Source organism: Streptomyces sp. NPDC051041, assembly GCF_044456065.1.
Classification (GTDB): Bacteria; Actinomycetota; Actinomycetes; order Streptomycetales; family Streptomycetaceae; genus Streptomyces; species Streptomyces glaucus.
Genome location: NZ_JBITFM010000004.1, coordinates 239,252 through 263,108, shown reverse-complemented (window position 1 = coordinate 263,108; position 23,857 = coordinate 239,252). Strand labels below are relative to the sequence as shown.

The following is a 23,857-nucleotide window of genomic DNA, read 5'->3' as shown; positions in this document are numbered from 1 at the left end:
GCGCCCGCCGGCCGGGGCTACGCGTCGGCCTGTCCCGCCCCCGCCAGTGCGGCGACCCGCTCCACGCCGAACACATAGCCCTGCACACCGCATCCGGCGATGACGCCGTCGGCGCGCAGCGAGACGTAGGAGTGGTGCCGGAACGACTCGCGCCGGTGGATGTTGGAGATGTGGACCTCGATCACCGGAAGCCCGTCGCAGGCGTTGAGCGCGTCCAGGATCGCGACGGACGTGTGCGAGTAGGCACCCGGGTTGATCACGATCCCGCAGTGCCCGAGCCGTGCCTCGTGGATCCAGTCGACCAGCTCGCCCTCGTGGTTGGACTGCCGGAAGTCGACCGTGCCGCCGTGCGCGGCCGCCGCCTCGACGCACCGGGCCTCGACGTCGGCGAGGGTGTCGGACCCGTAGATCTCCGGCTGGCGCCGGCCGAGCAGGTTCAGGTTGGGGCCGTTGAGAATCATGATCGGGGCGCTGGCCAGGGTGCGGGGCACGGTTCCTCCGGTCCGTTCGGGAAGGCGGTCCGCTGACGACCGCTGCTCGGACCCGGTTTATCACGCTGCGCGGACACCGCGGCGGGCCGTGCCTCTCCGGCGCGATCACGCCCGTCCGCCCGGCGAAGCCCGTGCCCGGCGACCGCGTCGCCGCACTCTCCCCCGGGGCCTGCGGGGTCTTCCCGCCGCCCGGCGAGCCGGGGCTCGAACGGCTGCGCGAGGAGGCCGGTCCGGAGCCGGCCGGGATCCGGCGGCCCGCGGGACGGGCGGGACACCGAGGGAGCGGGCCGCCGGCCTCCATGCCGCCTTCGCCTCCTCCACGTGGGCTTCGGACGCGCCGCTCCGCAGGTGGTGGTCCCCCGCGGGGGTGTCGTGCGCGCCGCCGGTCCCGCCCGGCGCGCCGCCGTCACGCACTGACCCGCGCGACCCCTGCGCGCCCCCATAACCGGCAGTCACGGTGGGTAGTTGACGCGGCATGCGCGAGGTACGCACGGTAAGGCCTCCGTCGATGCTGCGGCTCGCGGCCGCCTCGCTCGCCGGGACGGCCATCGAGTTCTACGACTTCTTCGGCTACGGGACCGCGGCGGCGCTGGTGCTGGGTCCGCTGTTCTTCCCGGCGTTCTCGCCGCCGGCGGGACGCTGGCCGCGTTCGCCACGTTCGGCGTGGGCTTCGTGGCGCGGCCGCTCGGTTCGGTGCTGTTCGGGCACGTCGGGGACCGGTGCGGGCGCCGGCCGGTCCTCGTCGCCTCCCTGCTGCTGACCGGCGTCTCGACCGTCGCGGTCGGCTGCGTACCGGCGTACGGGCCGATCGGGGCCGCCGCTCCCCTGCTGCTCGTCGCTCTGCGCTTTCCGCAGGGGCTCGGGCTCGGCGGGGAGTGGGGCGGGGCCGTGCTGCTGGCCGCGGAGCACGCACCCGCCGAACGGCGTGCGCTGTGGTCGAGCTTTCCGCAGGTCGGGCCCTCGGTGGGCTTTCTGCTCGCCAACGGGGTGATGCTGGCGCTGTCGGCGACGCTGTCCGAGGCGCAGTTCGCGCAGTGGGGGTGGCGGGTGCCGTTCTGGGCGGCGGGCGTGCTCGCCGTGCTGGGGCTGTGGCTGCGTTCGCCGCTCGCCCAGAGTCCCCGGTTCCTCGAACTCGACGACCGCGCGCGCGTGCCGATCGCCGAGGTGGTGCGCGACCACTGGCGGCTGGTCCTGCGGACCGCCGGGGCGCTCGCGGCCGGATACGCGATCTTCTACGCCGTGACGACCTGGTCCCTGGCGTACGCGACGGAGCGGCTCGGGGTGGGCCGCAGCGTGATGCTGGCCTGCATCACGGCCGCGGTGGTGGTCAAGGGCGCGCTGACCCCGCTGGCGGCCCTGCTCGGCGACCGGTACGGGCGCCGGCCGCTGTGCCTGGCTGGATGCGCGGCCGCCGCCGGGTGGATGTTCCCGATGGTGGGGCTGCTGTCGACCGGCGCGCCGCTGCTGATGTTCCTCGGCTTCCTGGGGGCGCTGCTCGCGTTCATCACGATGTTCGCGGTGATCGCCGCCTATCTGCCGGAACTGTACGAACCCCGGGTGCGCTGCACGGGCGCCGCGGTCGGTTACAGCCTCCGGGGTCCTCGGCGGCGCGCTCACCCCGATCGCGGCGACGGCCCTGGCCGGGCAGGGCGGCCGGGTGCCGTGGGGGGTGGGTGCGTATCTGACCGGGGTCGCCCTGCCCAGCCTGGGCTGCTTCCGGAGACGCGTCCGGCGCCGGCGGTGGTGGCGGAGCCGGTGACGGAGTGAGCCGGAAGGGCCTCAGGGATTGAACGCCAGCTCCAGGTACGCCGCGAACACCACCAGGTGGACCCCCGCCTGGAGCGGTGTCGCCCGGCCCGGTACCACGGTCAGGGAGCCCACCACGACGGTCAGGGCGAGCAGCACCATGTGGGTGGCGCCGAGGCCGAGGACGAGCGGTCCGGGGAGCCAGACGGACGCCAGGGCGACCGCGGGGATGGTCAGGCCGATGCTGGCCATCGACGAGCCGAGTGCGAGGTTGAGGCTGGTCTGCACCCGGTCGCGGCGGGCGGAGCGCAGCGCGGCGATGGTCTCGGGGAGCAGCACCAGCAGGGCGATGACCACACCGACGACGGCGTGGTGCAGCCCGGCGGCCGCGACCCCGGACTCGATGGTGGGCGACACCCCCTTGGCCAGGCCGACCACGCCGATCAGCGCGAGGCCCAGCAGACCCAGGCTGACCAGGGCGGTGCGGGCGGAGGGGGCGTCGGCGTGGTCGTCGGCGGTGATGACCTCGCCCTGCCGGGTGATCGGCAGGAAGTAGTCACGATGGCGCACGGTCTGGGTGGTCACGAACAGTCCGTACAGGACCAGCGAGGAGAACGCCGCGAAGGCGAGCTGGACACCGGAGAACTCCGGGCCGGGCTTGCTGGTCGTGAACGTCGGCAGCACCAGGCTGAGTGTGGCCAGGGTGGCGACGGTCGCGAGGGCGGCGCCGGTGCCCTCGGCGTTGAAGATCGCCGTGCCGTGGCGGAGAGAGGCGACGAGGAGGCTGAGGCCGAGCACGCCGTTGCAGGTGATCATCACGGCCGCGAACACCGTGTCCCTGGCCAGGGTCGCGCTCTTGTCCCCGCCGTCCGCCATCAGCGTGACGATCAGGGCGACCTCGATGATCGTGACGGCGACGGCGAGGACGAGGGAGCCGAAGGGTTCACCGACGCGGTGCGCGACCACCTCGGCGTGGTGCACGGCGGCCAGCACGGCCCCGGCGAGGACCAGGGTCACCAGTGCCACGACCGCGCCGGGCAGGTCGCGCCCCCAGGTGAGCGCCAGCAGCACGACCGCGACCGTGGGCAGGAGGGTCGTCCACCGGGGGACGAGCGCCTGGAGCCGAGCGGTCACACAGCGATCGTCGCAGACATGCCCGGGCCGCGCACTCCGATGCCCGGGGCCCTGCCCCTCCGGAGTGCGCGGCCCCTGTGGCAGCGTGCGGTTCGCGGATCCTCCGCCCGGCCGGCGCAGCCGTCCCGCCTTCCGGAGGCACTGCCGCACCTCCCCTGGCGTTCGGTCCCGGAGCCGACGACTCGGACGCCCCTGAAGGGCGCTTCCGCCCGGCCGGGGCGCTCCGGTCCGGAACGCGCTCGGTGCCGGACAGACGCCGGGAGCGGCGGCCGGCAATGCGCCGTCCGCCGCTCCCGGCGTCCCGACCGTGGCTGCGGCCGGTGGGATCAGGCCTCGACGCTGTCCTTCGCGGCGCCTTCGCCCCGCTGCTGCGCCGCCTCGGCCGCCGCCTGCTTCCTGGAGGCCCGCAGGCTGGTGATCGTGGTGACGATCAGGACCGAGCAGATCACGCCGAGCGAGACCGGGATGCTGATCTCGGGGACGTGGACCCCGGACTCGTGCAGGGCGTGCAGGACCAGCTTCACGCCGATGAAGCCGAGGATGATCGACAGGCCGTAGCTGAGGTGGACCAGCTTCTTCAGCAGGCCGCCGATGAGGAAGTACAGCTGCCGCAGGCCCATCAGCGCGAACGCGTTGGCGGTGAACACGATGTACGGGTCCTGGGTCAGGCCGAAGATCGCGGGGATCGAGTCGAGCGCGAAGAGCACGTCCGTGGTGCCGATCGCCAGCATCACGACCAGCATCGGCGTCATGACGCGCTTGCCGTTCTGCCGGATCCACAGCTTGGTGCCGTGGTAGCGGTCGGCGACACCGAACCTGCGCTCGACGGCCTTGAGCAGCTTGTTCTCCTCGTACTCCTCGTCCTGCTCCTCGGCCCGGGCCTCCTGGATGAGCTTCCAGGCGGTCCAGATCAGGAAGGCGCCGAAGAGGTAGAACACCCAGGAGAAGCTGGCGATGATCGCGGCGCCCGCGGCGATGAAGACGGCCCGCAGGACCAGGGCTATGAGGACGCCGATGAGGAGCACTCGCTGCTGGTACTGGGACGGCACCGCGAACTTCGCCATGATCAGGACGAAGACGAAGAGGTTGTCGACGCTCAGCGACTTCTCGGTGATGAAGCCCGCGAAGAACTCGCCGGAGGGCTGGCCACCGGCGAAGACGAGCAGGCCGAGCCCGAAGAGGGCGGCCAGCGCGATCCAGACGGCGGTCCAGATGCCGGCTTCCTTGACGGACACGTCATGGGGCTTGCGGCCGATGAAGAAGTCGACCGCGATCAGGGCGCTCAGGCCCACGATGGTCAGGACCCACAGGGTCAGGGAAACATCCACTGCGCCTCCGGCAGTACGTCACGGTTACGGATCGTGGCAACCGGAGGTCTCTTCCACCCGGGCCCCTGCGCGTCGGACGCAGTGAGGCCGCGGGCCGACGCCCCGGGACCCGGCCGGGTCCGTACTGACGGGCACGCCGCAGCAGACAGGGAGTACTCCCCTCCGTGCGGACAACAGTACCCGAATCACCAAAGGAAGGTAAAGAGCTTGGTAATGGAAATCCCAAATGCGCTGGTCAACGTTCTTTACGAATGCTTGGCACGAGCGGTGGTCACCATCTCGCACACGCCCGCCGGCCGCCGGCTCCGCACCCTCACCGATGCCGTGCCCGGCGAGCCGCGGCCACCCGGGTGAGCACCTGCTGGAGCACCTGGCTGCCGGGCGGGACGAGCGGGGGCTCGTACGTCCACGCATGTCCCACCCACGGGTCGGCGAGGTGGTCGTCGGGCACCGGGGTCAGACGCAGCAGTGAGCGCCACAGCGGATCGAGCAACGGCCCGTAGCCCGCGGACTCCTCGCGGTCGGCGATCATCATCAGGTGGACGCCGGCGGCCGGTCCCTCGTCCGCGAGGTAGCGCAGCCGGTTCACCGCCCGGTCGTCGAAGCCGTGCGGGAAGTCGTTGACGATCAGCAGGTGCTGGGCGGTGTCGAAGCCGGGCGGGAGCGCGTCGGCGGCGCCTCCGCGCACCGCCATCTGCACCAGGTCGACGTGCCGGGTGAGCCGGGCCAGCACGTCCGCCACGCCCGCCGCGCCCCTGGCGGGCGGGGCCGCGAGCACGTCGGCCCGCACCAGCGGGGCCAGCGCCTGCGCGCCCGAGCCGGCCGGGTCGACGACGTGCACGGTGAACTCGCCCGCCGGGTGGACGGCGAGCAGCCGGCCCGCGTGCGCCACCGCCGTCTCCAGGGCGAGGCGCCGCACCTCGTGGGAGTCGGCCGCGTCTCCGCCGAGCGACGGGGTACGTCCGCTGTCGATCCACAGCCCGCGCTCCAGCGGCAGCCGCACCAGCATCGGGATGCGCACCCGCGCCGCCTCGGGCAGGTGGAGATCGCCCAGGCGCAGGGCCATGGGAATCTCCACGGGCACCCGGTAGCCGCGCCAGACGGGGTTGTCCCAGCGGGCGTACGCCGGCGGCAGCGCGGGTTCGACCACCTCGGCCTCGGCGGCGAGCTGGGCGAGGTCCCGGTCGAGGGCCTCCTCGGCCCGGGCGACGAGCTGGGCGTGCCGGGCACGGGCCGCCTCGCGCGCGGCATCGCCCTGTCCGCCGATGCGGTTGCGCGGGTCGGACAGGACCTGGTCGAGCTCCTTCTCCATGCGCGAGTCCGCGAAGTCCACGGCGCCGCGGTAGGCGGCCGTGGTGCGGGCCAGGTCCTCGAACATGCCCCACACCTGGTTGTAGAGCCGCTCGTCCATGGACCAGCCGGTCGCGTCGCCCGCCACGGGTCGCGCGGGCTGCACCGGCGGGGGCGACGGGGCGGCGGTCCGGCGGCGCGGGTGGTTGTAGTCGATCGGGCCGTCGGCGGTGGGCACCGGCGGCCGGGTGGCGGAGGACGGGCCCGCCGGGCCGGCTCCGCCCGGGTGCGGCGACTGCGGCGCGGGCTGCCCCGGCGTCCGGGCGCCGTCCGTGCCTTGCGGACCGTACGGATGCGTCGGCAGGGTGCTCCGGGGCGCGGGGGCGTCCTGGTCCGGGCCGGGCTCCGGTGCGGCCGCCTGCCGGGAACGGCCGCCGTCCGGGCGGGGCGGGGGCGCCGGGACCGAGCGGGCCGGGCCCCGGGCCACCGCCTCGTCGATGCTGTTCGCGAGCCGGTGGGCCGCGGGCAGTCCCTGGTCGGCGAGGAGCTCGGCGAGGCCGCCGGTATACCCCTGCCCGACGGCGCGCACCTTCCAGGCTCCCTGGCGCCGGTAGAGCTCCAGGGCGACGACGGCCGACTCGGCGTCCAGTCCGGTGACGGTGTAGCTGACGGCCTCCGTGCCGTCGGGACCGGCGACGGCGACGAAGGGGGCGGCCACGGCACCGAAACGGGCCGGTCCCCCGCCGGGAGCAGGCGGCAGGGCGAGCAGCACGTGGACGCGGTGGACGGCGTCCGGCAGGGCGTCCAGGTCCACCGCGAGGCGATGGTCGGCGGCCGCCTGCCGGGGGACCTCCAGGCCCGGCAGGGCGGGCGCGTCCGGGTGGGCCACCCGTTCCACGCCGTGGACCCTGCCGCTCTCGTCGCCGAGTGTGGCCGCGGCCACGATCGGCGTGCCGGCCGAGATCCGGATCTCCAGACGGGACTGGGAGAGCGGGTGGTTCTGTCCCCGCACCAGCTCGGCCGTCATCGCCTTCCCCCTGTGTCGGTCGCGGTGTGCGGTGCGCTTCCCCGTCGGGTCTACAGGGTCGGCAGGATCGCCGGCATCAGGTCCTGGAAGGTGCGCCCGTTGGCCGGAACGCCGAGAGCGGTCATCGTCCAGCTCCCGCCCGTACGGTGCACCTTCGCCATGATCTGGGCCGTGTAGGCGCCACCGCCGGCGAGCGTGTAGCGGGCGAGCTCCTGGCCGTTGGTCTCGTCGACCAGGCGGCAGAAGGCGTTCTGCACCTCCTGGAAGGACTGTCCGGTGAAGGAGTTGACGGTGAAGACGATCTGGTCGATGTGGACCGGGACGCGCTGCAGGTCGACGAGGATCGCCTCGTCGTCGCCGCCCTGGCCGACACCGCCGACGAGATTGTCCCCGGTGTGGCGCACGGAGCCGTCGTCGCTCACCAGGTGGCGGAAGAAGACGACGTCGACCGGCTGCTTGTCCGCGAACAGGACGGCGGAGGCGTCCAGGTCGATCTCCCGCGTCCGCGAACCGAACAGGCCGCGCCGGGGAGCCGCCTGCCAGCCGAGACCCATGCGCACCGCGGTCAGGCTGCCGCCGTCGTTCTTCTGCAGACTGATGGCCTGACCCTTGGTCATGTTGACGGTCACGCGCCGATTCCCCTCTCGAGCTGTCCCCTGTTGCCGCGGCGCCCGCGGTTGACCAGAACCCTACGCAGAGGCGCTGACGGCGGCGTACCTCGATCCGCGCTTTGTGTCGGTCCTGCAACACAGCGCGTGCCCGGCTGCGGCCCCGGGTCCGTGCGCGGGTGCGGGCCGGGGCCCGCGGGCCGTCAGGACAGGCCGGCCTCCTGCATCTGGCGGAGTTCCTTCTTCATCTCGGCGACCTCGTCGCGCAGCCGGGCCGCGATCTCGAACTGGAGGTCGGCGGCGGCGGCCCGCATACGGGCGGTCAGGTCCTCGATCTGCTCGGCGAGCTCGGCCGCCGGGCGGTCGGTGGGCACCGCCTCCCTGGCCTTGCCCTTTGCGCCCGCCGACGCCTTGCCGCCGAGGGCGGGCACGGGAGCCTTGGCGCCCTTGCCGTCCTTGTTCTTGCGGTAGCCCGTGCCGAGCAGCTGCTCCGTGTCGACGTCCTCGCGGGCGATCCGGGCCACGATGTCGTTGATCTTCTTGCGGAGCGGCTGGGGGTCGATGCCGTTCGCCTTGTTGTACGCGATCTGCTTCTCCCGGCGGCGGTTGGTCTCCTCGATGGCCTTCTCCATCGCCGGGGTGATCTTGTCGGCGTACATGTGGACCTGACCGGAGACGTTGCGCGCCGCGCGGCCGATGGTCTGGATCAGGGAGGTCCCGGAGCGCAGGAAGCCCTCCTTGTCGGCGTCGAGGATCGCCACCAGGGAGACCTCGGGCAGGTCGAGGCCCTCCCTGAGGAGGTTGATGCCGACCAGGACGTCGTACTCGCCGGCGCGCAGCTCCCGCAGCAGCTCGACACGGCGCAGGGTGTCGACGTCGCTGTGCAGGTAGCGCACCTGGATGCCGAGTTCCACGAAGTAGTCGGTGAGGTCCTCGGCCATCTTCTTGGTGAGGGTGGTGACCAGGACGCGCTCGTCCTTCTCGACGCGCTTGCGGATCTCGTGCACCAGGTCGTCGATCTGGCCCTCGGTGGGCTTGACCACGACTTCCGGGTCGACGAGGCCGGTGGGGCGGATGATCTGCTCGACGACGCCGTCCGAGCGGGAGAGCTCGTACTGCCCCGGGGTCGCGGACAGGTAGACGGTCTGTCCGATCCGCTCCTGGAACTCCTCCCACTTCAGGGGGCGGTTGTCGAGGGCGGAGGGCAGGCGGAAGCCGTGGTCGACGAGGGTGCGCTTGCGGGAGGCGTCGCCCTCGTACATGGCGCCGATCTGCGGGACGGTGACGTGCGACTCGTCGATGACGAGGAGGAAGTCGTCGGGGAAGTAGTCGAGCAGGGTGTTGGGCGGGGAGCCGGGCGAGCGGCCGTCGAAGTGCATCGAGTAGTTCTCCACGCCGGAGCAGGTGCCGATCTGGCGGAGCATCTCGATGTCGTACGTCGTGCGCATCCTCAGGCGCTGGGCCTCCAGGAGCTTGCCCTGCTTCTCCAGCTCGGCGAGGCGCTCCCCCAGTTCCTTCTCGATGCCGTTGACCGCGCGCTCCATGCGCTCCGGGCCGGCGACGTAGTGGGAGGCCGGGAAGACGTACAGCTGCTGGTCGTCGCTGAGGATCTCGCCGGTGATCGGGTGCAGTGTGGACAGCGCCTCGATCTCGTCGCCGAACATCTCGATGCGGACGGCGAGTTCCTCGTAGACCGGGAAGATCTCGATGGTGTCGCCGCGGACCCGGAAGGTGCCGCGGGTGAACGCCGTGTCGTTGCGCGTGTACTGGATGTCCACGAAGCGGCGCAGCAGCTCGTCCCGGTCGACCTCGTCGCCGACCCGGAGGGTGACCATGCGGTCCACGTACTCCTGCGGCGTGCCGAGGCCGTAGATGCAGGAGACCGAGGCGACCACGACGACGTCACGACGGGTGAGCAGCGAGTTGGTCGCGGAGTGGCGCAGGCGTTCGACCTCCTCGTTGATCGAGGAGTCCTTCTCGATGTAGGTGTCGGACTGCGGGACGTACGCCTCGGGCTGGTAGTAGTCGTAGTACGAGACGAAGTACTCGACCGCGTTGTTCGGCAGCAGCTCGCGGAACTCGTTGGCCAGCTGGGCGGCCAGTGTCTTGTTGGGCGCCATCACGAGCGTGGGGCGCTGGAGCTTCTCGATCATCCACGCGGTGGTGGCGGACTTGCCGGTGCCGGTCGCGCCCAGCAGGACGACGTCCTTCTCACCGGCCTCGATGCGCCGGGCGAGCTCGGCGATGGCCGCCGGCTGGTCGCCGCTCGGCTGGTAGGGGCTGACGACCTCGAAGGGCGCCACCGTGCGTTCGATGTGGGAAACGGGCCGCATGGAACCAACCGTACGACCCCCCACTGACAACCAGGCCGGCTCAGCGCTTCTGCGGGGTGCGGGACCGGTGCGCGAGGTGCCGGCAGGTGCGGGCCTGGGGGCGCCGGGCGGACCGCTGGACGACGGCGTGGGCCGGTATGCCCGGTTTGCGTTCGATGGGGGGCGGGACGGGCTTCCCCATGACCACCCGCGGATCGAAGATCACCACGACGCCCGCGAGGAGCAGGAAGGCCAGCGGGCCGATCAGCATGGGCGCGAGCAGGGCGGCGACCGACTCGCCCGAGGCGGGCGCGGCCGTGCCGTGGAGGTGGACGGTGAGGGCGGCCATGCCGGTGTAGTGCATGCCGCTGACGGCGAGCCCCATCACCAGGCTCGCGCCCACGCTCCACAGGAACCCCCTGGCCTGCCCGGCGGCCCACAGGGCGGCGGTGGCGGCGGCCACCGCGACAAGGACGGACGTCGCGACGGTGAGCGTGTCGTACTCTAGCCTCCCGTCCAGGCGCATGCCGGCCATGCCCAGGTAGTGCATCGAGGCGATGCCCAGGCCGGTGATGGTCCCGCCGGTGAACAGGGCCGTTCCCCGCGCGCCCCGGTAGCCGACCATGAAGACCCCGATGCCCACCATGACGATGGCGACGGCCAGACTCGCGAACGTCATCGCCCTGTCGTAGTGGATCGGCACACCCCGGACCGTGAACCCCATCATGGCGATGAAGTGCATGGTCCATATGCCGGAGCCGATCGCCGCCGAGCCGAGGGCGAGCCAGCCGGGGCGCCAGGACCGGGCGACCAGCATGGGTCTGATGGTGCAGCGCAGGCCGAGGGCGCCACCGAGACAGGCCATGAGGTAGGCCACCAGCGGTGTGACGAGTCCGTAGCTGAATCCGTCGACCGTGCCTTGCATGCGCGGCTGCCCTTCCGCCCTCTTGCGTTCCGGAATTACCTGATGTGCGCCCCCTCCCAAGGCCGCACCAGCGGCCAGGGTCGACGCAGAGAGTATGACTCCCACTGGAATGGTCGAACGATTTTCCGGCAAAGAAACACGGCCTTGCCCCAGTTGTGCGGCCCCGGTGAGCGCAGTCGGGCGACGTCGTTCGATCCGTGGCCATCGTGCATCCCTCTGCCGTTGACCGTCTGCTGCCACAGTTGTGCTGTCCGTGATCCCTCGAACGCGAGGAGTACGCATGCACGTGCGCGCCGTTGCCGCCCTGACCACCGCGCTCCTGGGGACCGCCGCTGTCCTGTTCCCCTCCGTCCACGCCGGAGCCGTCGCCGACGGTGGCGGCCGGCCCCTGGTCCTCGCCCACCGGGGCGCCTCCGCGTACGCGCCCGAGAACACCCTGGCCGCCGTCGACAAGGCGGCCGAGCTGGGCGTCCGCTGGGTGGAGAACGACGTCCAGCGCACCAGGGACGGCGAGCTGGTCGTCCTCCACGACGACGACCTGCGGCGCACCACCGACGTCGAGGAGGTCTTCCCCGACCGGGCGCCCTGGAAGGTGAAGGATTTCACGGCGGCCGAGATCGCCCGCCTGGACGCGGGAAGCTGGTTCGGCCCCGCGTACGCGGGCGTGCGCGTACCGACCCTGGAGGAGTACCTGCGCCGTGTCGAGCAGCACCGCCAGAAGCTGCTCCTGGAGATCAAGAACCCCGAGCTGTACCCGGGCGTCGAAGGGCAGATCCTGGAGGTCCTCGGCAACGAGGGCTGGCTCGACCGGCGGCATGTGAGGGACCGGCTGGTCGTGCAGAGCTTCAGCGCGGACAGCCTGCGCACCGTGCACGGTCTGGAACCGCGCGTCAGGACCGGTTTCCTCGGCGCGCCGCCCCTGACGGACCTGCCCGCGTACGCGCACTTCGCCGACCAGATCAACCCCTCGTACGGCTCGCTCTCCCCGGCCTACGTCTCGGCCGTCCACGCGTTCGACGGGCCGCACGGCAGGCCACTGGAGGTCCTGGCCTGGACCGTCGACACCGCGGACACGGCCCGCCGGGTCGCCGGGTACGGCGTCGACGGCATCATCACCAACAAGCCCGACGTGGTGCGGGACGCCGTGCGCGGCCGGTGGGACCCGCCGGCGTTGTCGGTGGCGGGTCGTACCGTGGGCGCATGAACAGCGATGGGCGGGACGAGCAGCGGATCGTGTGGGCCGTCGTCGGCACCGGCATCGGTCCGCTGTTGCTGGCCGCGTCCCGGGAAGGCCTGGTCAACGTGGTGTTCCACGCCACGGACGCGGTGCGCGACAGGGCGCTGGACCGGCTTGCGGCACGGTTCGGCGCACGGCCCGCCGAGGCGCCCGGCTCACCGCTGCTGGCCGAGGCGATACGGCAGGTCGAGGCCTACTTCGCGGGTGAGCGCCGCGGCTTCGAGCTGCCGTTGGACTGGTCGCTGATCTCCGGCTTCAACCGGGAGGTGCTGCGGGAGCTGGCCACCGGAGTCCCGTACGGCACGGTCGTCGGCTACGGCGATCTCGCCCGGCGGGTGGGCCAGCCCGGCGCCGCCCAGGCCGTGGGGATGGCGATGGGCGCCAACCCGTTGCCGGTCGTGGTGCCGTGCCACCGGGTCGTCGAGAGCGGCGGCGGCATCGGCGGCTTCGGGGGCGGTCTGGAGGCCAAGCGCAGGCTGCTCGCGCTGGAGGGGGTGCTGCCCGAGCCGCTGTTCTGAGGGCCCGGGCGGGGGACGGCCCGCCCGGGCGGTTTCCCGGCGGGACCGCGCCGCGGGTCACTCGTAGTGCCGTGCCTCCAGGACGTTGCCGTCCGGGTCGCGGAAGTAGAAGCTGCGCTTGGCCGGGCCGCGGGCGCCGTAGGAGTCGTACGTGAAGTCCGAGACGGGGACCGACCGCTCCTCCAGGCGGTCGCGCAGCGCCTCGAAGTCGTCCGCCGGCAGGGACAGGCAGACGTGGTTCACGGGATGGCCCGCGCTGCCGGCGGCGCCGGGCACCATGGTCATGCGCTCGGCCATGGCCAGGGGCATGAGGTCGAAGATGGTCTCCTCGTTGAGGCGTACGGAGGGGAAGGGGGCGGTCCCCGCGGCGAAGTCGGTGACCCTCAGGGGCGCCATGCCGACCGCCTTCTCGTAGAAGTCGGCCGCGGCGACCGGATCGCGCACCCACAGGACGACGTGATCGATGCGTGGCGTGTTGTCCTTCATGGCCCAAGGCTCGTGTCGTCGCCCACCGGGCGCAAGAGGTGTGTCCGGTGCGGCGCCCGCCGGGGGAGAAAAGCCGGCGGGCAGGGGGCGGCGCGCGGTGCCGCGACCGCGCCGCCGGCGGGCCGGGACACCACCGAAGCGCCGGCTGCACCGATCCGCCGGCAGCACCGGCCGAGTCCGACGCCCGGCGCTTCGAGGTGCCGGAGCGTCGTGGGTCGGACAGGGCGGCGCCGGTGTCGTGGCAGTCCGCTGCGCCGGTCGCCGGTCGCCGGTCGCCGGTCGCCGGTCGCCGGTCGCCGGTCGCCGGTCGCCGGTCGCCGGGGAGAGGGTCACCGGCTCACATCACGCCGCGATCACTCCGGTTGCCCGGCTTGCCGGAAGTGGCCGGCGCCCTGGTGCGGCGGACACCGGCAGCGTCGCGAACCACGACCGGACGAGGCGTCAGCACGTGCTCCGGGCAGTGCCTCCGCGCTTTCCGGGACGGCGCCGCGGAAGGCGCGCTCCTTCCTCCACAGGCGGGAACAAACCGGAATCTTCCGTTTCCACAGGCTTACCCGGAGCACACGCCCGCCTGGCAGACTGACGCGTCAAGGCGCAGGTGCGCGACACGAGGCGCGAGGCGCGAGGGGATCCACGCAAGGAGAACCAGATGTCCATGGCCGGGAATCTGCGGAAGGTCACGAACCTCGGCACGGTCGGCGGCCTCCGCAAGGTGGCACGGCTGGCCCGGCGCCGCTCCCGGGTCGATCTCAGTCATCCGGCCCGTTCCCCGCTGGGTTCCTCGGTGGTCAACTGCGTGGTGTACCGGGACGGTGTCCGCGCGCCCGCGGACGGCGGTCTGGTCGACACCGTGGAGCGGGTGCGCAAGCGCGGCCACGGCTTCGTCTGGCTCGGCCTGCACGAGCCGACGGACCAGGAGTTCACGGGCATCGCCGACCTCTTCGACCTGCACCCGCTGGCGGTCGAGGACGCGGTCGAGGCCCACCAGCGGCCCAAGCTGGAGCGGTACGGCGAGACCCTGTTCGCGGTGTTCAAGACGGTCTGCTACGTGGAGCACGAGGAACTGACGGCCACGAGCGAGGTGGTGGACACCGGCGAGATCATGGTGTTCGTCGGCCAGGACTTCGTGATCACGGTGCGGCACGGGCGGCACGGCTCGCTGGGCCCGTTGCGTGAGGAGCTGGAATCCGACCCGCAGCAGCTCGCCAAGGGGCCGTCCGCCGTGCTGCACGCGATCGCGGACCATGTGGTCGACGACTACCTGAGCGTCATCGACTCGGTGCAGTCGGACATCGACCAGGTCGAGACGGACGTGTTCGCGGAGACCGGCGCGCGGGCCGATCCGGGGCGGAACTACCAGCTCAAGCGGGAACTTCTGGAGCTGAAGCGGGCGGTGGTGCCGCTCACCCGGCCGCTGGAGGATCTCGCCACGCGGCCGATCCGGGTGGTCGATCCGGAGATACAGGCCTACTTCCGCGACGTCTCCGACCATCTGCTGCGGGCCAGGGAACAGATCGCCGCCTTCGACGAACTGCTCAACTCCATCCTGCAGGCCCATCTCGCCCGGGTGACGGTCGCGCAGAACGAGGACATGCGGAAGATCACCGCCTGGGCCGCGATCGTCGCCGTGCCGACGATGGTCTGCGGGATGTACGGCATGAACTTCGACCACATGCCGGAACTGCACTGGCGGTACGGCTACGGAATGGTCATGGGCGTGATAGCCGTCGCCTGTCTGACGCTCTACCGGGGCTTCCGGCGCAGCGGCTGGCTCTGACCGGCGGTGCGCCCCGGGTGCCGGCACGGCACGGAGCGCACCGCCGGTCCCGGTGCCCTCGGCTCTCGTCACACCGCCCGGCGGCCGTGCCCGGGGTTCCGGGAGGACGGGGTCGGGCCGGAAGGAGCACGGTCTTCCGCGGCGCGCTCCGGATGATCACTCGGGTCTCGGCGTCCTTCTCCGCGGGCGGGCCGGCGCCGGGGTACGTGCGCGGACGCTCCCCGCGGGAGCGGTTTCGCCTCGCCCGGGACGACCTCGGCGGTGCCGTGGATCCCGGCCGAGGCGCGGACATCGGCGAGATCCGGGACCGGCCGGCCGGTGCCGGGAGCGCGATGGAAGCCGCGCACCTCTGACGTCCGTGGCGGCGAGGGGAGCGCGGGGCGCTCTCGCACCTGTTCCGGACCACCGGTTCTGTGGGCCCCGTCGGGGCCGGAAGCGGCGGCGAGGTTCCCGCCGTCGTGGGGAGCGCGGGCCGTGACGTCGACGGCCGCGGAGGAGGCCGTCGTGGCCACGGTCCGGCTGCCCTCGCCCGCGCAGGGGGAGGCGGTGCCGGTCAGCCGCTCCAGGCCGGATGGCGTGGGTCGTCGGCGCGGACCAGGACCTCGGCGGTACCGGCGGGGTCGGTCTCGTGCTCGTAGCGCTCGAAGGCGGGCAGGGTCCAGTGCTCGGTCTCGGGGGTGCGGCGGCGCAGAGCGCCCTGGGAGAGCAGGACGTGGACGCTCAGATCGAAGGGGAACCAGTGGCGCAGCAGGAAAGGTCCGTGTAGCAGCAGGAGTCCGCCGGGCGGGAGGGTGACGTAGGGGCTGCGGGTGGCGCGGTCGGTGACGGGGTCCCACAGGTCGGGCAGCACACGTCCGTCGCCACCGGGTTCGAGGGGGTCGAAGACCTCGCGCCACAGGGCGCCGGTGTCGTACCAGCCGCTGTAGTAGGCCTCCACGTCCTGGTGGCCGTATTCCAGGCGGAGGGAGGCGGGGCGCAGGAAACCCTCCGTGCCCACGACGAGCGAGGGGCGTCCGCGTATGCGCAGGGCCGCGGAGACGCGTGCGGCGAGGTCGCCCGGGCGGGCGGCCGGGGCGCCGTCGAAGGCGATGCGCGGCCAGGGGCTGCCGTCGGCCGGCTGCAGGTCGAGCAGGCGCTCGGCGAGTCGGTCGCCGAGCCGGTCCCAGGTGATCGCTTCGAGTCGCACAGCGCCCATGATGCGCCGGCCGCCGGTCAGGGCGCGTGCCGCCGGTGGGCGTGGCGGGCGGCGAGCGGTTGCGGGAGGCGGGTCCCGCTCCGGGCGCGGGCGGCGTCGAGGAGTCGGTGTCCGCACGATCGCCTCGGCCGCGGCGGCGGCCGCGTGCCGGCACGATTCCCCCCTGCCCGGTGGCGCGGCCGCGGCAGGGCGTCCCAGCCCGCGGGAGAGCGCTGCCCGGCACTCCGCGTCCGTGGCCGGCGGAACGTATCGTGGCCGAAGGAGTGCCGCCCGACGACGCACGGCCTGCCGCACACGGACGTGAGGAAGACGGCCATGGCCGATCCCAAGGGCTTCATGACCACCCCCCGCCAGGACTGGCCGCGCAGGCCCGTCGAGGAGCGGGTCCGGGACTGGGACGAGGTGTACGTGCCGGGGGCGCTGCTGCCGATCATCGGCGGGCAGGCCGGCCGCTGCATGGACTGCGGCATCCCCTTCTGTCACGACGCCTGCCCGCTCGGCAATCTCGTCCCCGAGTGGAACGACCTGGTCTCCCGTGACGACTGGCGCGCGGCGAGCGACCGGTTGCACGCCACGAACAACTTCCCCGAGTTCACCGGCCGGTTGTGTCCGGCGCCGTGCGAGGCGGGCTGTGTGCTCGCCATCAACCAGCCCGCGGTCACCATCAAGAACGTCGAGTGCGCCGTCGCCGACAGGGCCTGGGAGGAGGGCTTCATCCGGCCGAACCCGCCGGACCGGCTCTCCGGGCGGAGGGTCGCGGTCGTCGGATCCGGGCCGGCCGGGCTCGCCGCGGCACAGCAGCTGACCCGCGCGGGACACACGGTCGTGGTGTACGAGAAGGACGACCGGATCGGCGGGCTGATGCGGTACGGCATCCCCGGATTCAAGATGGGGAAGCACCATCTGGAGCGGCGGATCGAACAGATGCGGGCCGAGGGGACGGGGTTCCGTACGTCCACGGCGGTCGGGCGGGATCTCGGCGCCGACGAGCTGCGGGCGCGCCACGACGCCGTGGTCGTCGCCACCGGTGCGACCGCTTGGCGGGAGCTTCCCGTTCCCGGAAGGGAGCTGGCCGGAATTCACCAGGCGATGGAGTATCTGCCGCTGGCCAATCGGGTGTGCGAGGGGGACCTGGAGATCTCCCCGCTGTCCGCCGCCGGCAAGCACGTCGTCATCGTCGGCGGCGGCGACACCGGCGCGGACTGCCTGGGCACGGCGGTGCGGGAAGGCGCCGCGTCCGTCACCCAGCTGGACATCTACGCCCAGCCGCGCGCCGAGCGCGACGAGGAGGCGGAGCCCTGGCCGACGTATCCGGCGCGGATCTACCGGCTGTCGGCGGCGCACGAGGAGGCGCGCGATCTGCGGACCGCGCCGGTGGCGGACGCGGACGCGCGCCTGTTCGCCGCGTCCACGCTCCGTTTCACCGGGGACGCGGACGGGCGGGTACGGTCGCTGCACCTGGTGGAGGTGGACGCGCGGCGCCGCCCGGTGCCCGGCACCGGGCGCACGCTCCCCGCCGACCTGGTGCTGCTCGCCCTCGGCTTCTCCGGGCCGGACCGGGGGGACGGGCTCATCGACCAGCTGGGACTGGAGCTGGAACCGCGTGGCACGATCGCGCGGGACGCCCGCTTCGCCACGAACGTCCCCGGCGTGTTCGCCGCGGGGGACGCCGCCCGCGGGCAGTCCCTCGTCGTCTGGGCGATCGCCGAGGGACGGGCGGTGGCGGCGGCCGTCGACCGTCACCTGACCGGACGTTCACGACTGCCGGCCCCGATCGGGCCGTACGACCGGCCCATGACGGTGTGAGCGGCCCGCGGTGCGGCCGGGCCGGACGGTGTGGAGGCCTGTGACCGTCCCGGAGGACCGTCCCGACGAGAGCCTGCGGCCGCTCCGGAGGAGAGGGCTGTGACCGTCCCGCGGAAGGGCCTGCGACCGCTCCGGGGAAGGACCGCGACCTTCTGGGAAGGACTGCGACCGCCCCGGAGGAGGATCCGTGGCCGTCCCGGAGGGAAGCCTGCGGCCGGGCTGAGGACCACAGCCCGGCCGCAGTCACCACGCCTTGTGCCTCGGCGCGCTGCCTCAGGGCTTGCGCCCCACCGCCCCGTAGCCCGGAATCACCCCGTCGTCCTGGCCCGGCACCGGCTCCCCGAGCTCGGGGTGCCACTGGTGGGGCACCTGGACGCCCGGTTCGACCAGGTCCAGGCCGTCGAAGAAGCGGGTGAACTCCTCGCGGGAGCGCAGGGCCAGGGTGACCCCGGCGGCCTTCATCTTCTCGGTGGCCGCCCGCGACTCCTCGGGGGTGAAGTCGGAGGTCGCGTGGGTCATCACGAGGTAGCTGCCGGACGGCAGTTCGGCCAGCAGCCGGCGGACCAGGTCGTGCGCTCCCTCCTCGTCGGAGACGAAGTGCAGCAGCGCGATGAGGGACAGCGCGACGGGTTCGGTGAGGTCCAGGACCTTCTTCGCGCCCTCGACGATCGCGTCCGGATCCCGCACGTCGGCCTGCAGGTACTCGGTCACCCCCTCGGGCGTGCCGCGCAGCAGGGCCGCCGCGTGGGCCAGCACGATGGGGTCGTTGTCGCAGTAGACGACGCGCGCGTCGGGTGTGATCTTCTGGGCCACCTGGTGGAGGTTGGGCTCGGTCGGGATGCCGGTGCCGATGTCCAGGAACTGCCGTATGCCGTTCCCGGCCAGCCAGCGCGTGGCCCGGTGCATGAACGCCCGGTTGACCCGCGCCATCACCGGCACGCGCGGGTCGAGGGCGAGCATCTGCCGCCCCATCTCCTCGTCGACCGGGTAGTTGTCCTTGCCCCCGAGGTACCAGTCGTACATCCGTGCGGGATGGGGCTTGCTGGTGTCGATCGCGGTGGGGGGTTGCCCGGTCATGGCGCGCTCCGTGAGGGTCTGCGGTTATCGGTGATCAACTCAGTGCCAACATAAGGGAATCGACAGAACTCAACAGATGACAAAACGTCTCAGGACAGCAGGAAGTCGGCCACCCCCGCCTTCGCGCCCTCGATGAAGGCCGTCATCTCGTCGGAGGTGTAGATCAGCGCCGGCCCGTCGGGGTCGGTGGACTGCCGCACGGCGATCCGGCCGTCGGCGAGCTTCATCGCCTCCAGGCAGTTGCCCCCGTTGCCGCCGCTCCACGGCTTGTGCCAGCCCTCGCTGCCCAACTCCCGCGCGGGCATGCCGTTGTAGATCCGCTCGGTGCGGGCCCGCGGCTTGTGCTGGGATTTGATGCGATCCATTCACAGCTCCTTGCGGAGATCCCTCAGGATCTCCTTCGTGCGATGTGCCGTGGCGGCCTGCGCCGCCATGCGGTCCATGACCTCGAGGTGGGTCGCCACCTCCACGCGCGCGTCCAGGTAGACGGCGCCGGTCAGGTACTCGCTGTAGACCATGTCCGGGAGTTCCGGCATGGGGAATCGGAACAGCACGAAGGGCCCGTACGTGCCGGGGTGCGGCCCGTCGGCGAACGGGGCGACCTGCAGCGTCACGTTGGGCAGCTCCGTGGCGTCGAGCAGTCTGTCGATCTGGGCACGCATCACCTCCGGACCGCCCACCGGGCGGCGCAGTACGGTCTCGTCCATCACGACCCACAGCCTGGGCGCGTCCTTGCGGGTGAGCAGTTCCTGGCGCCGCATGCGCAGCGCGACGTGACGCTCGATGTCCTCGGGCCGGGTCTGGCCGATGGCGCCCGACTTCAGCACCTCGCGCGCGTAGTCCTCGGTCTGCAGCAGCCCGGGGACGAAGTGCGGTTCGTAGCTGCGGATGAGGCTCGCCGCGCCCTCCAGGCTGACGTACATGGAGAACCAGTTCGGCAGGATGTCGTGGAACCGCTGCCACCAACCGGGCCTGTTGGCCTCCTCGGCGAGCTGGACGAAGGCGTCGGCCTCCTCGTCGGAGACGCCGTAGGCCTTCAGCAGCAGCTGGAGGTACGGGATCTTGAGCGCGACCTCGGCCGTCTCCATGCGGCGGATCGTGGCGGGGGCGACGCGGAGGACGCGGGCGGCCTCCTCGCGTTTGAGCCCGGCGCGTTCCCGCAGATCCAGCAGGCGCCGGCCGAGGACGACCTGGCCGACCGTCGGCGCGGACCGCGGTTCGCTCACGCTCCACCTCCACAGGAGAAATCCATCGGGCCGGCCGCGCACCGCGCGCGGACAGCCCGGCGGCGCCACTCGAAGACCTTTTCGAAAGCCGGGGCCGGTTCCCCGCGGTCTCAATTGGCGCCGCTCGACGTGCTGTTGCGTGCAGTGTGCCATGACCCTCCACCGAGTCACACAGCACTCTGCAATTTTCAGAGTGACACTTGCCAAGTGTTCGAGACGGGGAGATAGTGGCAAGCGTGATTCCGCCCGCGCCTTTAGGAACAGACGCCGCCGCAGGCCGTCCCGGCCCCGGTGCCGCGACGGGAGCCGGTCCCGTGGGGGCCACCGCCCAGCGCCGGTTCCGCTTCGAGCTGGCCGCTCACCCGGGCTCTCCCGCACAGGCCAGACGTCTGACGCGCGCCCGGCTGTCCGGCTGGTCGGTGTGCGAGGACACCTGTGACACCGCGGCCCTGGTGGTCTCCGAGCTGGTCACCAACGCGATCGTGCACACCGCGAGCCGTCACATCGTGTGCGAGCTGCACGACGGTGACGACCTGGTGCGCATAGCCGTGCGCGACGAGGGCTGCGCACCGGGCCGGCCGCAGGCCTCGGCCCGGCAGCGGCCCGAGGAGGAACACGGCAGGGGGCTGCTTCTCGTCGACGCCCTGTGCCGTGCCTGGGGCGCCCAGGAGCAGGGCCCCGGGCTCCTGGTCTGGGCGGACCTCCCCCGCCGGGCCGACGGCTCCGGCGGCCCGGCCGAACCCCGCGACGACCTGGGCTGGGGCGCCCCCGCCAAGCCCGGCACGCCCGGCGGCTCGGGCGACGGGCAGGAGACGCGCAGGCCCCGGGAGGACCGGACACGACGGGAATCGCAAGCATCCCGGGAAGACCGTGCGCAACGGGAAGCGCGGACGCCTCAGGAGGACCGGGCTCAGCGGGAGGAGCGGGAGCCTCGGGAGGAGCGGACGCACCGGGAAGCCCGGGCGCACCACAGGGTCCAGCCGCACCGGAGGATGCCGGCGCGTCGGGAGACGAGGGCCGCATGGGAGTGAGGGCTGCGTCCGGCGGCCGGGCGCTCACCCTGGACACGCTGGTCCGCCTCCAGCGCGGGCTGGGCGGCCCGGCGACGCCCCGGCGGCTGCCCGTGCCCGAGGGGATGACCACCCCACTGGGCTGCGACGCGGTGGTGGCGCCCGCCCGCCTGGGTCCGCTGGTGCTGCCCCGGCTGCCGCGCGTGGGATGCGTGTACGCCGACGAGGCGCACTGGTGGTGGATCGTTCCGTCCGACTCCGACTACGCCCTGGAGTGGCCGGCGCCCGCCCGGTACGTCACCGGCGCGGTCCTCCCGGACGCCTCCGACCCGCCCGGCCTGGTCCACCGTTCCGAGGACACGCTCCCGTACACCCCGCCGATCCCGCTCTACCTGGCCCTGTGCCGGGTCATCGGGACGGTCCCCACGTGGTCGCGGCCGGTCAGCGCGTAGCTTTCCGGCCGTCCCGCGCCTCCGACCGCCTCGCCCGCCCCCGCGCGCTCTTCCCTCGCCTCCGAGGAGCCCTTCCCGCTCCTGCGGGGAGCCCTCCCGTCCTCCCGAGGCCCCTTTCCGCCCCCCCCACCGGCCACCCGCCGGGCCCCGGACCCCGCTCCCGTCGGCGTGCGCCCGCGCGCTTCGGCCTCCCCCGCCTGCGCCCTGCCCAGCGGCCTCCCGCCCCGCGATAGTGGCCGTTCGTCCACGAGCGCGGGAGGTCCAGGGTGGGAAAGAGGCGCGACGCGGGCGCACCCGGGGTGTCCGAGTCCGAGCGGCTGCTGTTCGGCGGTCCGCTGCGCTACGACATGGGCTGGAACCAGCACGCCGACGCGTTCCTGGAGCTGAGCTTCCGGGCCATGATCTCCCGGTTGCCGTCCCTGCTGGCCGCCAGCCTCCGGCTCGCCCGGCAGGCCGACCGGCGCGCCACGCGGACCGTGCTGGCCGCCGAGGCGGGCCGGGGCGCGGCACAGGCGGTGGCCCTGCTCGCGGTCAACAGCGTGCTGGGCCGGCTGATGGCGGACGGCCCGATCGAGGGGCGGCTGCGCGGAGCGGTCCCCGCGCTGGTCACCGTCGCCGCCGTGATGCTGGTCGCGGCGCTGCTGCGGGCCGTGACCACATACGGCACCGGGCGTCTGGAGCCCAAGGTGGAGCGGGTGGCGACCGAGCTGTACCTGGAGCGGGCGGCGGCCGTGGAGCTGTCCGCGATCGAGGACCACGCCTTCCACAAGCTGCTGGACACCGCCCAGTACGGCGCCGCCTCCGCCCGCCGGATGATCATGTACGGGACGCGGGTGATCAACGCGATGATCTCGCTGGTCGCGGCGGCCGGCGTGCTGACCGTGCTGCACCCGCTGCTGTTGCCGCTGCTGGTGACGATGACCCTGCCGAGCGCCTGGAGCGCGCTGACCGTCGCCCGCCGGCGGTACGAGTCCTTCCACGCCTGGGTGCAGCACGCGCGGGCGGGCCGGCTGCTGGGCAACCTGCTGATCGAGCCGGAGGCGGCCCCGGAGATCCGGGTCCACGGGGTGGGCGCGTTCCTGCTGCGGCACTTCCGCGCGATGTCGGAGACGGCGGAGGCCGAGCAGGCCCGGCTGGCCCGGCTGGCGGCCCGTACCGGTCTGATCGCCGCGGCCTGGACGGGCCTGGCGACGGTGGCGACGTACGCCACGCTCGGCGGGCTGCTGCTGGCGGGGGCGATGGCGCTGTCGGTGGCGGGCACGGCGGTGATCGCGATCCGCACCGGTTCGCAGAGCCTCGACACCCTCGTCGTCGAGGTGAACGCGCTGCACGAGGAGGCCCTGTTCGTCGGCGACCTGGAGCGGCTGTACGCCGAGGCGGCGGAGCGGGCGATCCCGGCCGGCGGGCAGCCGCTGCCGGAGGATCCGAAGGAGATCCGCTTCGAGAACGTGACGTTCCGCTATCCGGGCGACTCCGCCCGCCCCGCCCTCGACGACATCAGCCTCACCCTCCCCCTCGGCCGGATCGTGGCACTCGTCGGCGAGAACGGCTCCGGGAAGACGACCCTGGTCAAGCTGCTCGCCGGGCTGTACACCCCGGACCGGGGCCGGATCCTGTGGGGCGGGGTCGACGCGGCGACCGCGGACCGGCAGCAGATCGCCGAGCGCATCGCGATGGTGGCGCAGGACTTCAAGCGGTGGCCGTTCACGGCCCGGGTGAACGTCGCCGTGGGCCGCTCCTCGGCGCCGCTGAGCGAGGAGCGCCTGCTGGCGGCGGTCGCCGAGGCGGGGGCACAGGACGTGGTGGCCGACCTGCCGCGCGGCCTGGACACGCTGCTGGCCCGCAATTTCAGCGGCGGGCACCAGTTGTCCGGCGGCCAGTGGCAGCGGCTGGGGATCGCCCGTGCCGCCTACCGGCGCGGGCGCATCCTGATCGTCGACGAGCCGACGGCCGCGCTGGACGCCCGGGCCGAGCTGGAGGTCTTCGAGAAGATCCGCGCCCTGGCCGGCAGCGGCCAGACGGTGGTCCTCATCACCCACCGGCTGGCCTCGGTGCGGCACGCGGATCTGGTGCACGTCCTGGACCAGGGGCGGCTCGTGGAGTCGGGCACCCCCGACGAGCTGCTCGCCTCCGGCGGTGTCTACGCGGAGCTGTACTCCCTCCAGGCGGAGCAGTTCACGCGGGTACCCGCCCCGAAGGCGGGCTGACCCGG

18 protein-coding genes and 2 pseudogenes are annotated in these 23,857 nt (G+C 72.8%); 8 read left to right on the top strand and 12 right to left on the bottom strand.

Features of this window, described 5'->3' with window-relative positions; genetic code table 11:
- Nucleotides 1-17: 17 nt before the first annotated feature.
- Nucleotides 18-491: a type II 3-dehydroquinate dehydratase gene (gene aroQ, locus ACIBAI_RS09825; RefSeq protein WP_399032615.1), complete on the bottom strand. Its 474-nt coding sequence runs from the start codon at nt 489-491 to the stop codon at nt 18-20.
- A 508-nt stretch (nt 492-999) separates the two neighbouring features.
- On the opposite strand from aroQ, the pseudogene ACIBAI_RS09820 reads away from it, so the two are divergent.
- Nucleotides 1,000-2,258 (top strand): annotated as a pseudogene (locus tag ACIBAI_RS09820) (MFS transporter).
- Between the two features lie 12 nt (nt 2,259-2,270).
- Here the strand turns inward: ACIBAI_RS09820 and ACIBAI_RS09815 are convergent.
- The 6 genes from ACIBAI_RS09815 to ACIBAI_RS09790 all read right to left on the bottom strand — a co-directional run bounded on the left by ACIBAI_RS09815 (nt 2,271) and on the right by ACIBAI_RS09790 (nt 10,861).
- On the bottom strand, nt 2,271-3,371 hold the full coding sequence (locus ACIBAI_RS09815) for a calcium:proton antiporter (protein WP_399032613.1): 1,101 nt from the start codon (nt 3,369-3,371) through the stop codon (nt 2,271-2,273).
- Nucleotides 3,372-3,697: 326 nt separating this feature from the next.
- Nucleotides 3,698-4,699: a TerC family protein gene (locus tag ACIBAI_RS09810; protein ID WP_399032611.1), complete on the bottom strand. Its 1,002-nt coding sequence runs from the start codon at nt 4,697-4,699 to the stop codon at nt 3,698-3,700.
- Between the two features lie 313 nt (nt 4,700-5,012).
- Nucleotides 5,013-7,016: a TerD family protein gene (locus ACIBAI_RS09805; RefSeq protein ID WP_399032609.1), complete on the bottom strand. Its 2,004-nt coding sequence runs from the start codon at nt 7,014-7,016 to the stop codon at nt 5,013-5,015.
- A gap of 50 nt (nt 7,017-7,066) precedes the next feature.
- Entirely contained in the window at nt 7,067-7,645 is a 579-nt protein-coding gene (locus tag ACIBAI_RS09800) for a TerD family protein (RefSeq protein WP_399032607.1), read from the bottom strand.
- A 182-nt stretch (nt 7,646-7,827) separates the two neighbouring features.
- The gene (gene uvrB, locus ACIBAI_RS09795) at nt 7,828-9,957 is read right to left on the bottom strand and encodes an excinuclease ABC subunit UvrB (RefSeq protein ID WP_399032605.1); all 2,130 of its coding nucleotides are present in this window, start codon (nt 9,955-9,957) and stop codon (nt 7,828-7,830) included.
- A gap of 40 nt (nt 9,958-9,997) precedes the next feature.
- Nucleotides 9,998-10,861, bottom strand: coding sequence for an MHYT domain-containing protein (locus tag ACIBAI_RS09790; RefSeq protein ID WP_399032603.1), 864 nt, complete (start codon nt 10,859-10,861; stop codon nt 9,998-10,000).
- A gap of 280 nt (nt 10,862-11,141) precedes the next feature.
- Between ACIBAI_RS09790 and ACIBAI_RS09785 the strand changes: the two genes are divergently transcribed.
- Nucleotides 11,142-12,065, top strand: coding sequence for a glycerophosphodiester phosphodiesterase (locus ACIBAI_RS09785; RefSeq protein ID WP_399032601.1), 924 nt, complete (start codon nt 11,142-11,144; stop codon nt 12,063-12,065).
- A complete protein-coding gene (locus tag ACIBAI_RS09780) occupies nt 12,062-12,616 on the top strand; it encodes a methylated-DNA--[protein]-cysteine S-methyltransferase (RefSeq protein ID WP_399032599.1) in 555 nt (184 codons plus the stop codon). The genes ACIBAI_RS09785 and ACIBAI_RS09780 overlap by 4 nt, the downstream gene beginning before the upstream one ends.
- Nucleotides 12,617-12,673: 57 nt before the next feature.
- Here the strand turns inward: ACIBAI_RS09780 and ACIBAI_RS09775 are convergent, their stop codons facing one another.
- Nucleotides 12,674-13,102: a VOC family protein gene (locus ACIBAI_RS09775; protein ID WP_399032597.1), complete on the bottom strand. Its 429-nt coding sequence runs from the start codon at nt 13,100-13,102 to the stop codon at nt 12,674-12,676.
- A gap of 649 nt (nt 13,103-13,751) precedes the next feature.
- Between ACIBAI_RS09775 and ACIBAI_RS09770 the strand changes: the two genes are divergently transcribed.
- A complete protein-coding gene (locus ACIBAI_RS09770; protein WP_399032595.1) occupies nt 13,752-14,879 on the top strand; it encodes a magnesium and cobalt transport protein CorA in 1,128 nt (375 codons plus the stop codon).
- A 553-nt stretch (nt 14,880-15,432) separates the two neighbouring features.
- Here ACIBAI_RS09770 and ACIBAI_RS09765 read toward each other — a convergent pair.
- Nucleotides 15,433-16,065 carry a uridine kinase gene (locus ACIBAI_RS09765; protein ID WP_399032593.1) on the bottom strand — a complete coding sequence of 211 codons (633 nt, stop codon included), beginning with the start codon at nt 16,063-16,065 and terminating at the stop codon, nt 15,433-15,435.
- A 324-nt stretch (nt 16,066-16,389) separates the two neighbouring features.
- Here ACIBAI_RS09765 and ACIBAI_RS09760 point away from each other — a divergent pair, with 324 nt between their 5' ends.
- Entirely contained in the window at nt 16,390-17,880 is a 1,491-nt protein-coding gene (locus tag ACIBAI_RS09760; RefSeq protein WP_399032591.1) for a glutamate synthase subunit beta, read from the top strand.
- Between the two features lie 273 nt (nt 17,881-18,153).
- Here the strand turns inward: ACIBAI_RS09760 and ACIBAI_RS09755 are convergent, their stop codons facing one another.
- The 3 genes from ACIBAI_RS09755 to ACIBAI_RS09745 all read right to left on the bottom strand — a co-directional run bounded on the left by ACIBAI_RS09755 (nt 18,154) and on the right by ACIBAI_RS09745 (nt 20,183).
- The gene (locus ACIBAI_RS09755) at nt 18,154-18,957 is read right to left on the bottom strand and encodes an SAM-dependent methyltransferase (RefSeq protein ID WP_399032589.1); all 804 of its coding nucleotides are present in this window, start codon (nt 18,955-18,957) and stop codon (nt 18,154-18,156) included.
- 89 nt (nt 18,958-19,046) lie between these two features.
- Nucleotides 19,047-19,322, bottom strand: coding sequence for a DUF397 domain-containing protein (locus tag ACIBAI_RS09750; RefSeq protein ID WP_399032587.1), 276 nt, complete (start codon nt 19,320-19,322; stop codon nt 19,047-19,049).
- A complete protein-coding gene (locus ACIBAI_RS09745; protein ID WP_399032585.1) occupies nt 19,323-20,183 on the bottom strand; it encodes a helix-turn-helix domain-containing protein in 861 nt (286 codons plus the stop codon).
- A 227-nt stretch (nt 20,184-20,410) separates the two neighbouring features.
- Between ACIBAI_RS09745 and ACIBAI_RS09740 the strand changes: the two are divergent.
- From ACIBAI_RS09740 to ACIBAI_RS09730, 3 genes and pseudogenes are all read left to right on the top strand, one after another.
- Nucleotides 20,411-21,034: pseudogene (locus tag ACIBAI_RS09740) on the top strand (ATP-binding protein); the annotation flags it as partial.
- A gap of 170 nt (nt 21,035-21,204) precedes the next feature.
- Entirely contained in the window at nt 21,205-21,645 is a 441-nt protein-coding gene (locus tag ACIBAI_RS09735) for a hypothetical protein (protein ID WP_399032583.1), read from the top strand.
- Nucleotides 21,646-21,911: 266 nt separating this feature from the next.
- On the top strand, nt 21,912-23,852 hold the full coding sequence (locus tag ACIBAI_RS09730; RefSeq protein WP_399032581.1) for an ABC transporter ATP-binding protein: 1,941 nt from the start codon (nt 21,912-21,914) through the stop codon (nt 23,850-23,852).
- Nucleotides 23,853-23,857 lie beyond the last annotated feature (5 nt).

Coding starts and splice junctions, on each gene's coding strand:
- ACIBAI_RS09775 (WP_399032597.1), bottom strand. CDS start 13,102: ATGAAGGACAACACGCCACGCATCGATCACGTCGTCCTGTGGGTGCGC.
- ACIBAI_RS09805 (WP_399032609.1), bottom strand. CDS start 7,016: ATGACGGCCGAGCTGGTGCGGGGACAGAACCACCCGCTCTCCCAGTCC.
- ACIBAI_RS09735 (WP_399032583.1), top strand. CDS start 21,205: ATGGGAGTGAGGGCTGCGTCCGGCGGCCGGGCGCTCACCCTGGACACG.
- ACIBAI_RS09790 (WP_399032603.1), bottom strand. CDS start 10,861: ATGCAAGGCACGGTCGACGGATTCAGCTACGGACTCGTCACACCGCTG.
- ACIBAI_RS09785 (WP_399032601.1), top strand. CDS start 11,142: ATGCACGTGCGCGCCGTTGCCGCCCTGACCACCGCGCTCCTGGGGACC.
- ACIBAI_RS09770 (WP_399032595.1), top strand. CDS start 13,752: ATGTCCATGGCCGGGAATCTGCGGAAGGTCACGAACCTCGGCACGGTC.
- uvrB (WP_399032605.1), bottom strand. CDS start 9,957: ATGCGGCCCGTTTCCCACATCGAACGCACGGTGGCGCCCTTCGAGGTC.
- ACIBAI_RS09755 (WP_399032589.1), bottom strand. CDS start 18,957: ATGACCGGGCAACCCCCCACCGCGATCGACACCAGCAAGCCCCATCCC.
- ACIBAI_RS09760 (WP_399032591.1), top strand. CDS start 16,390: ATGGCCGATCCCAAGGGCTTCATGACCACCCCCCGCCAGGACTGGCCG.
- ACIBAI_RS09750 (WP_399032587.1), bottom strand. CDS start 19,322: ATGGATCGCATCAAATCCCAGCACAAGCCGCGGGCCCGCACCGAGCGG.
- ACIBAI_RS09780 (WP_399032599.1), top strand. CDS start 12,062: ATGAACAGCGATGGGCGGGACGAGCAGCGGATCGTGTGGGCCGTCGTC.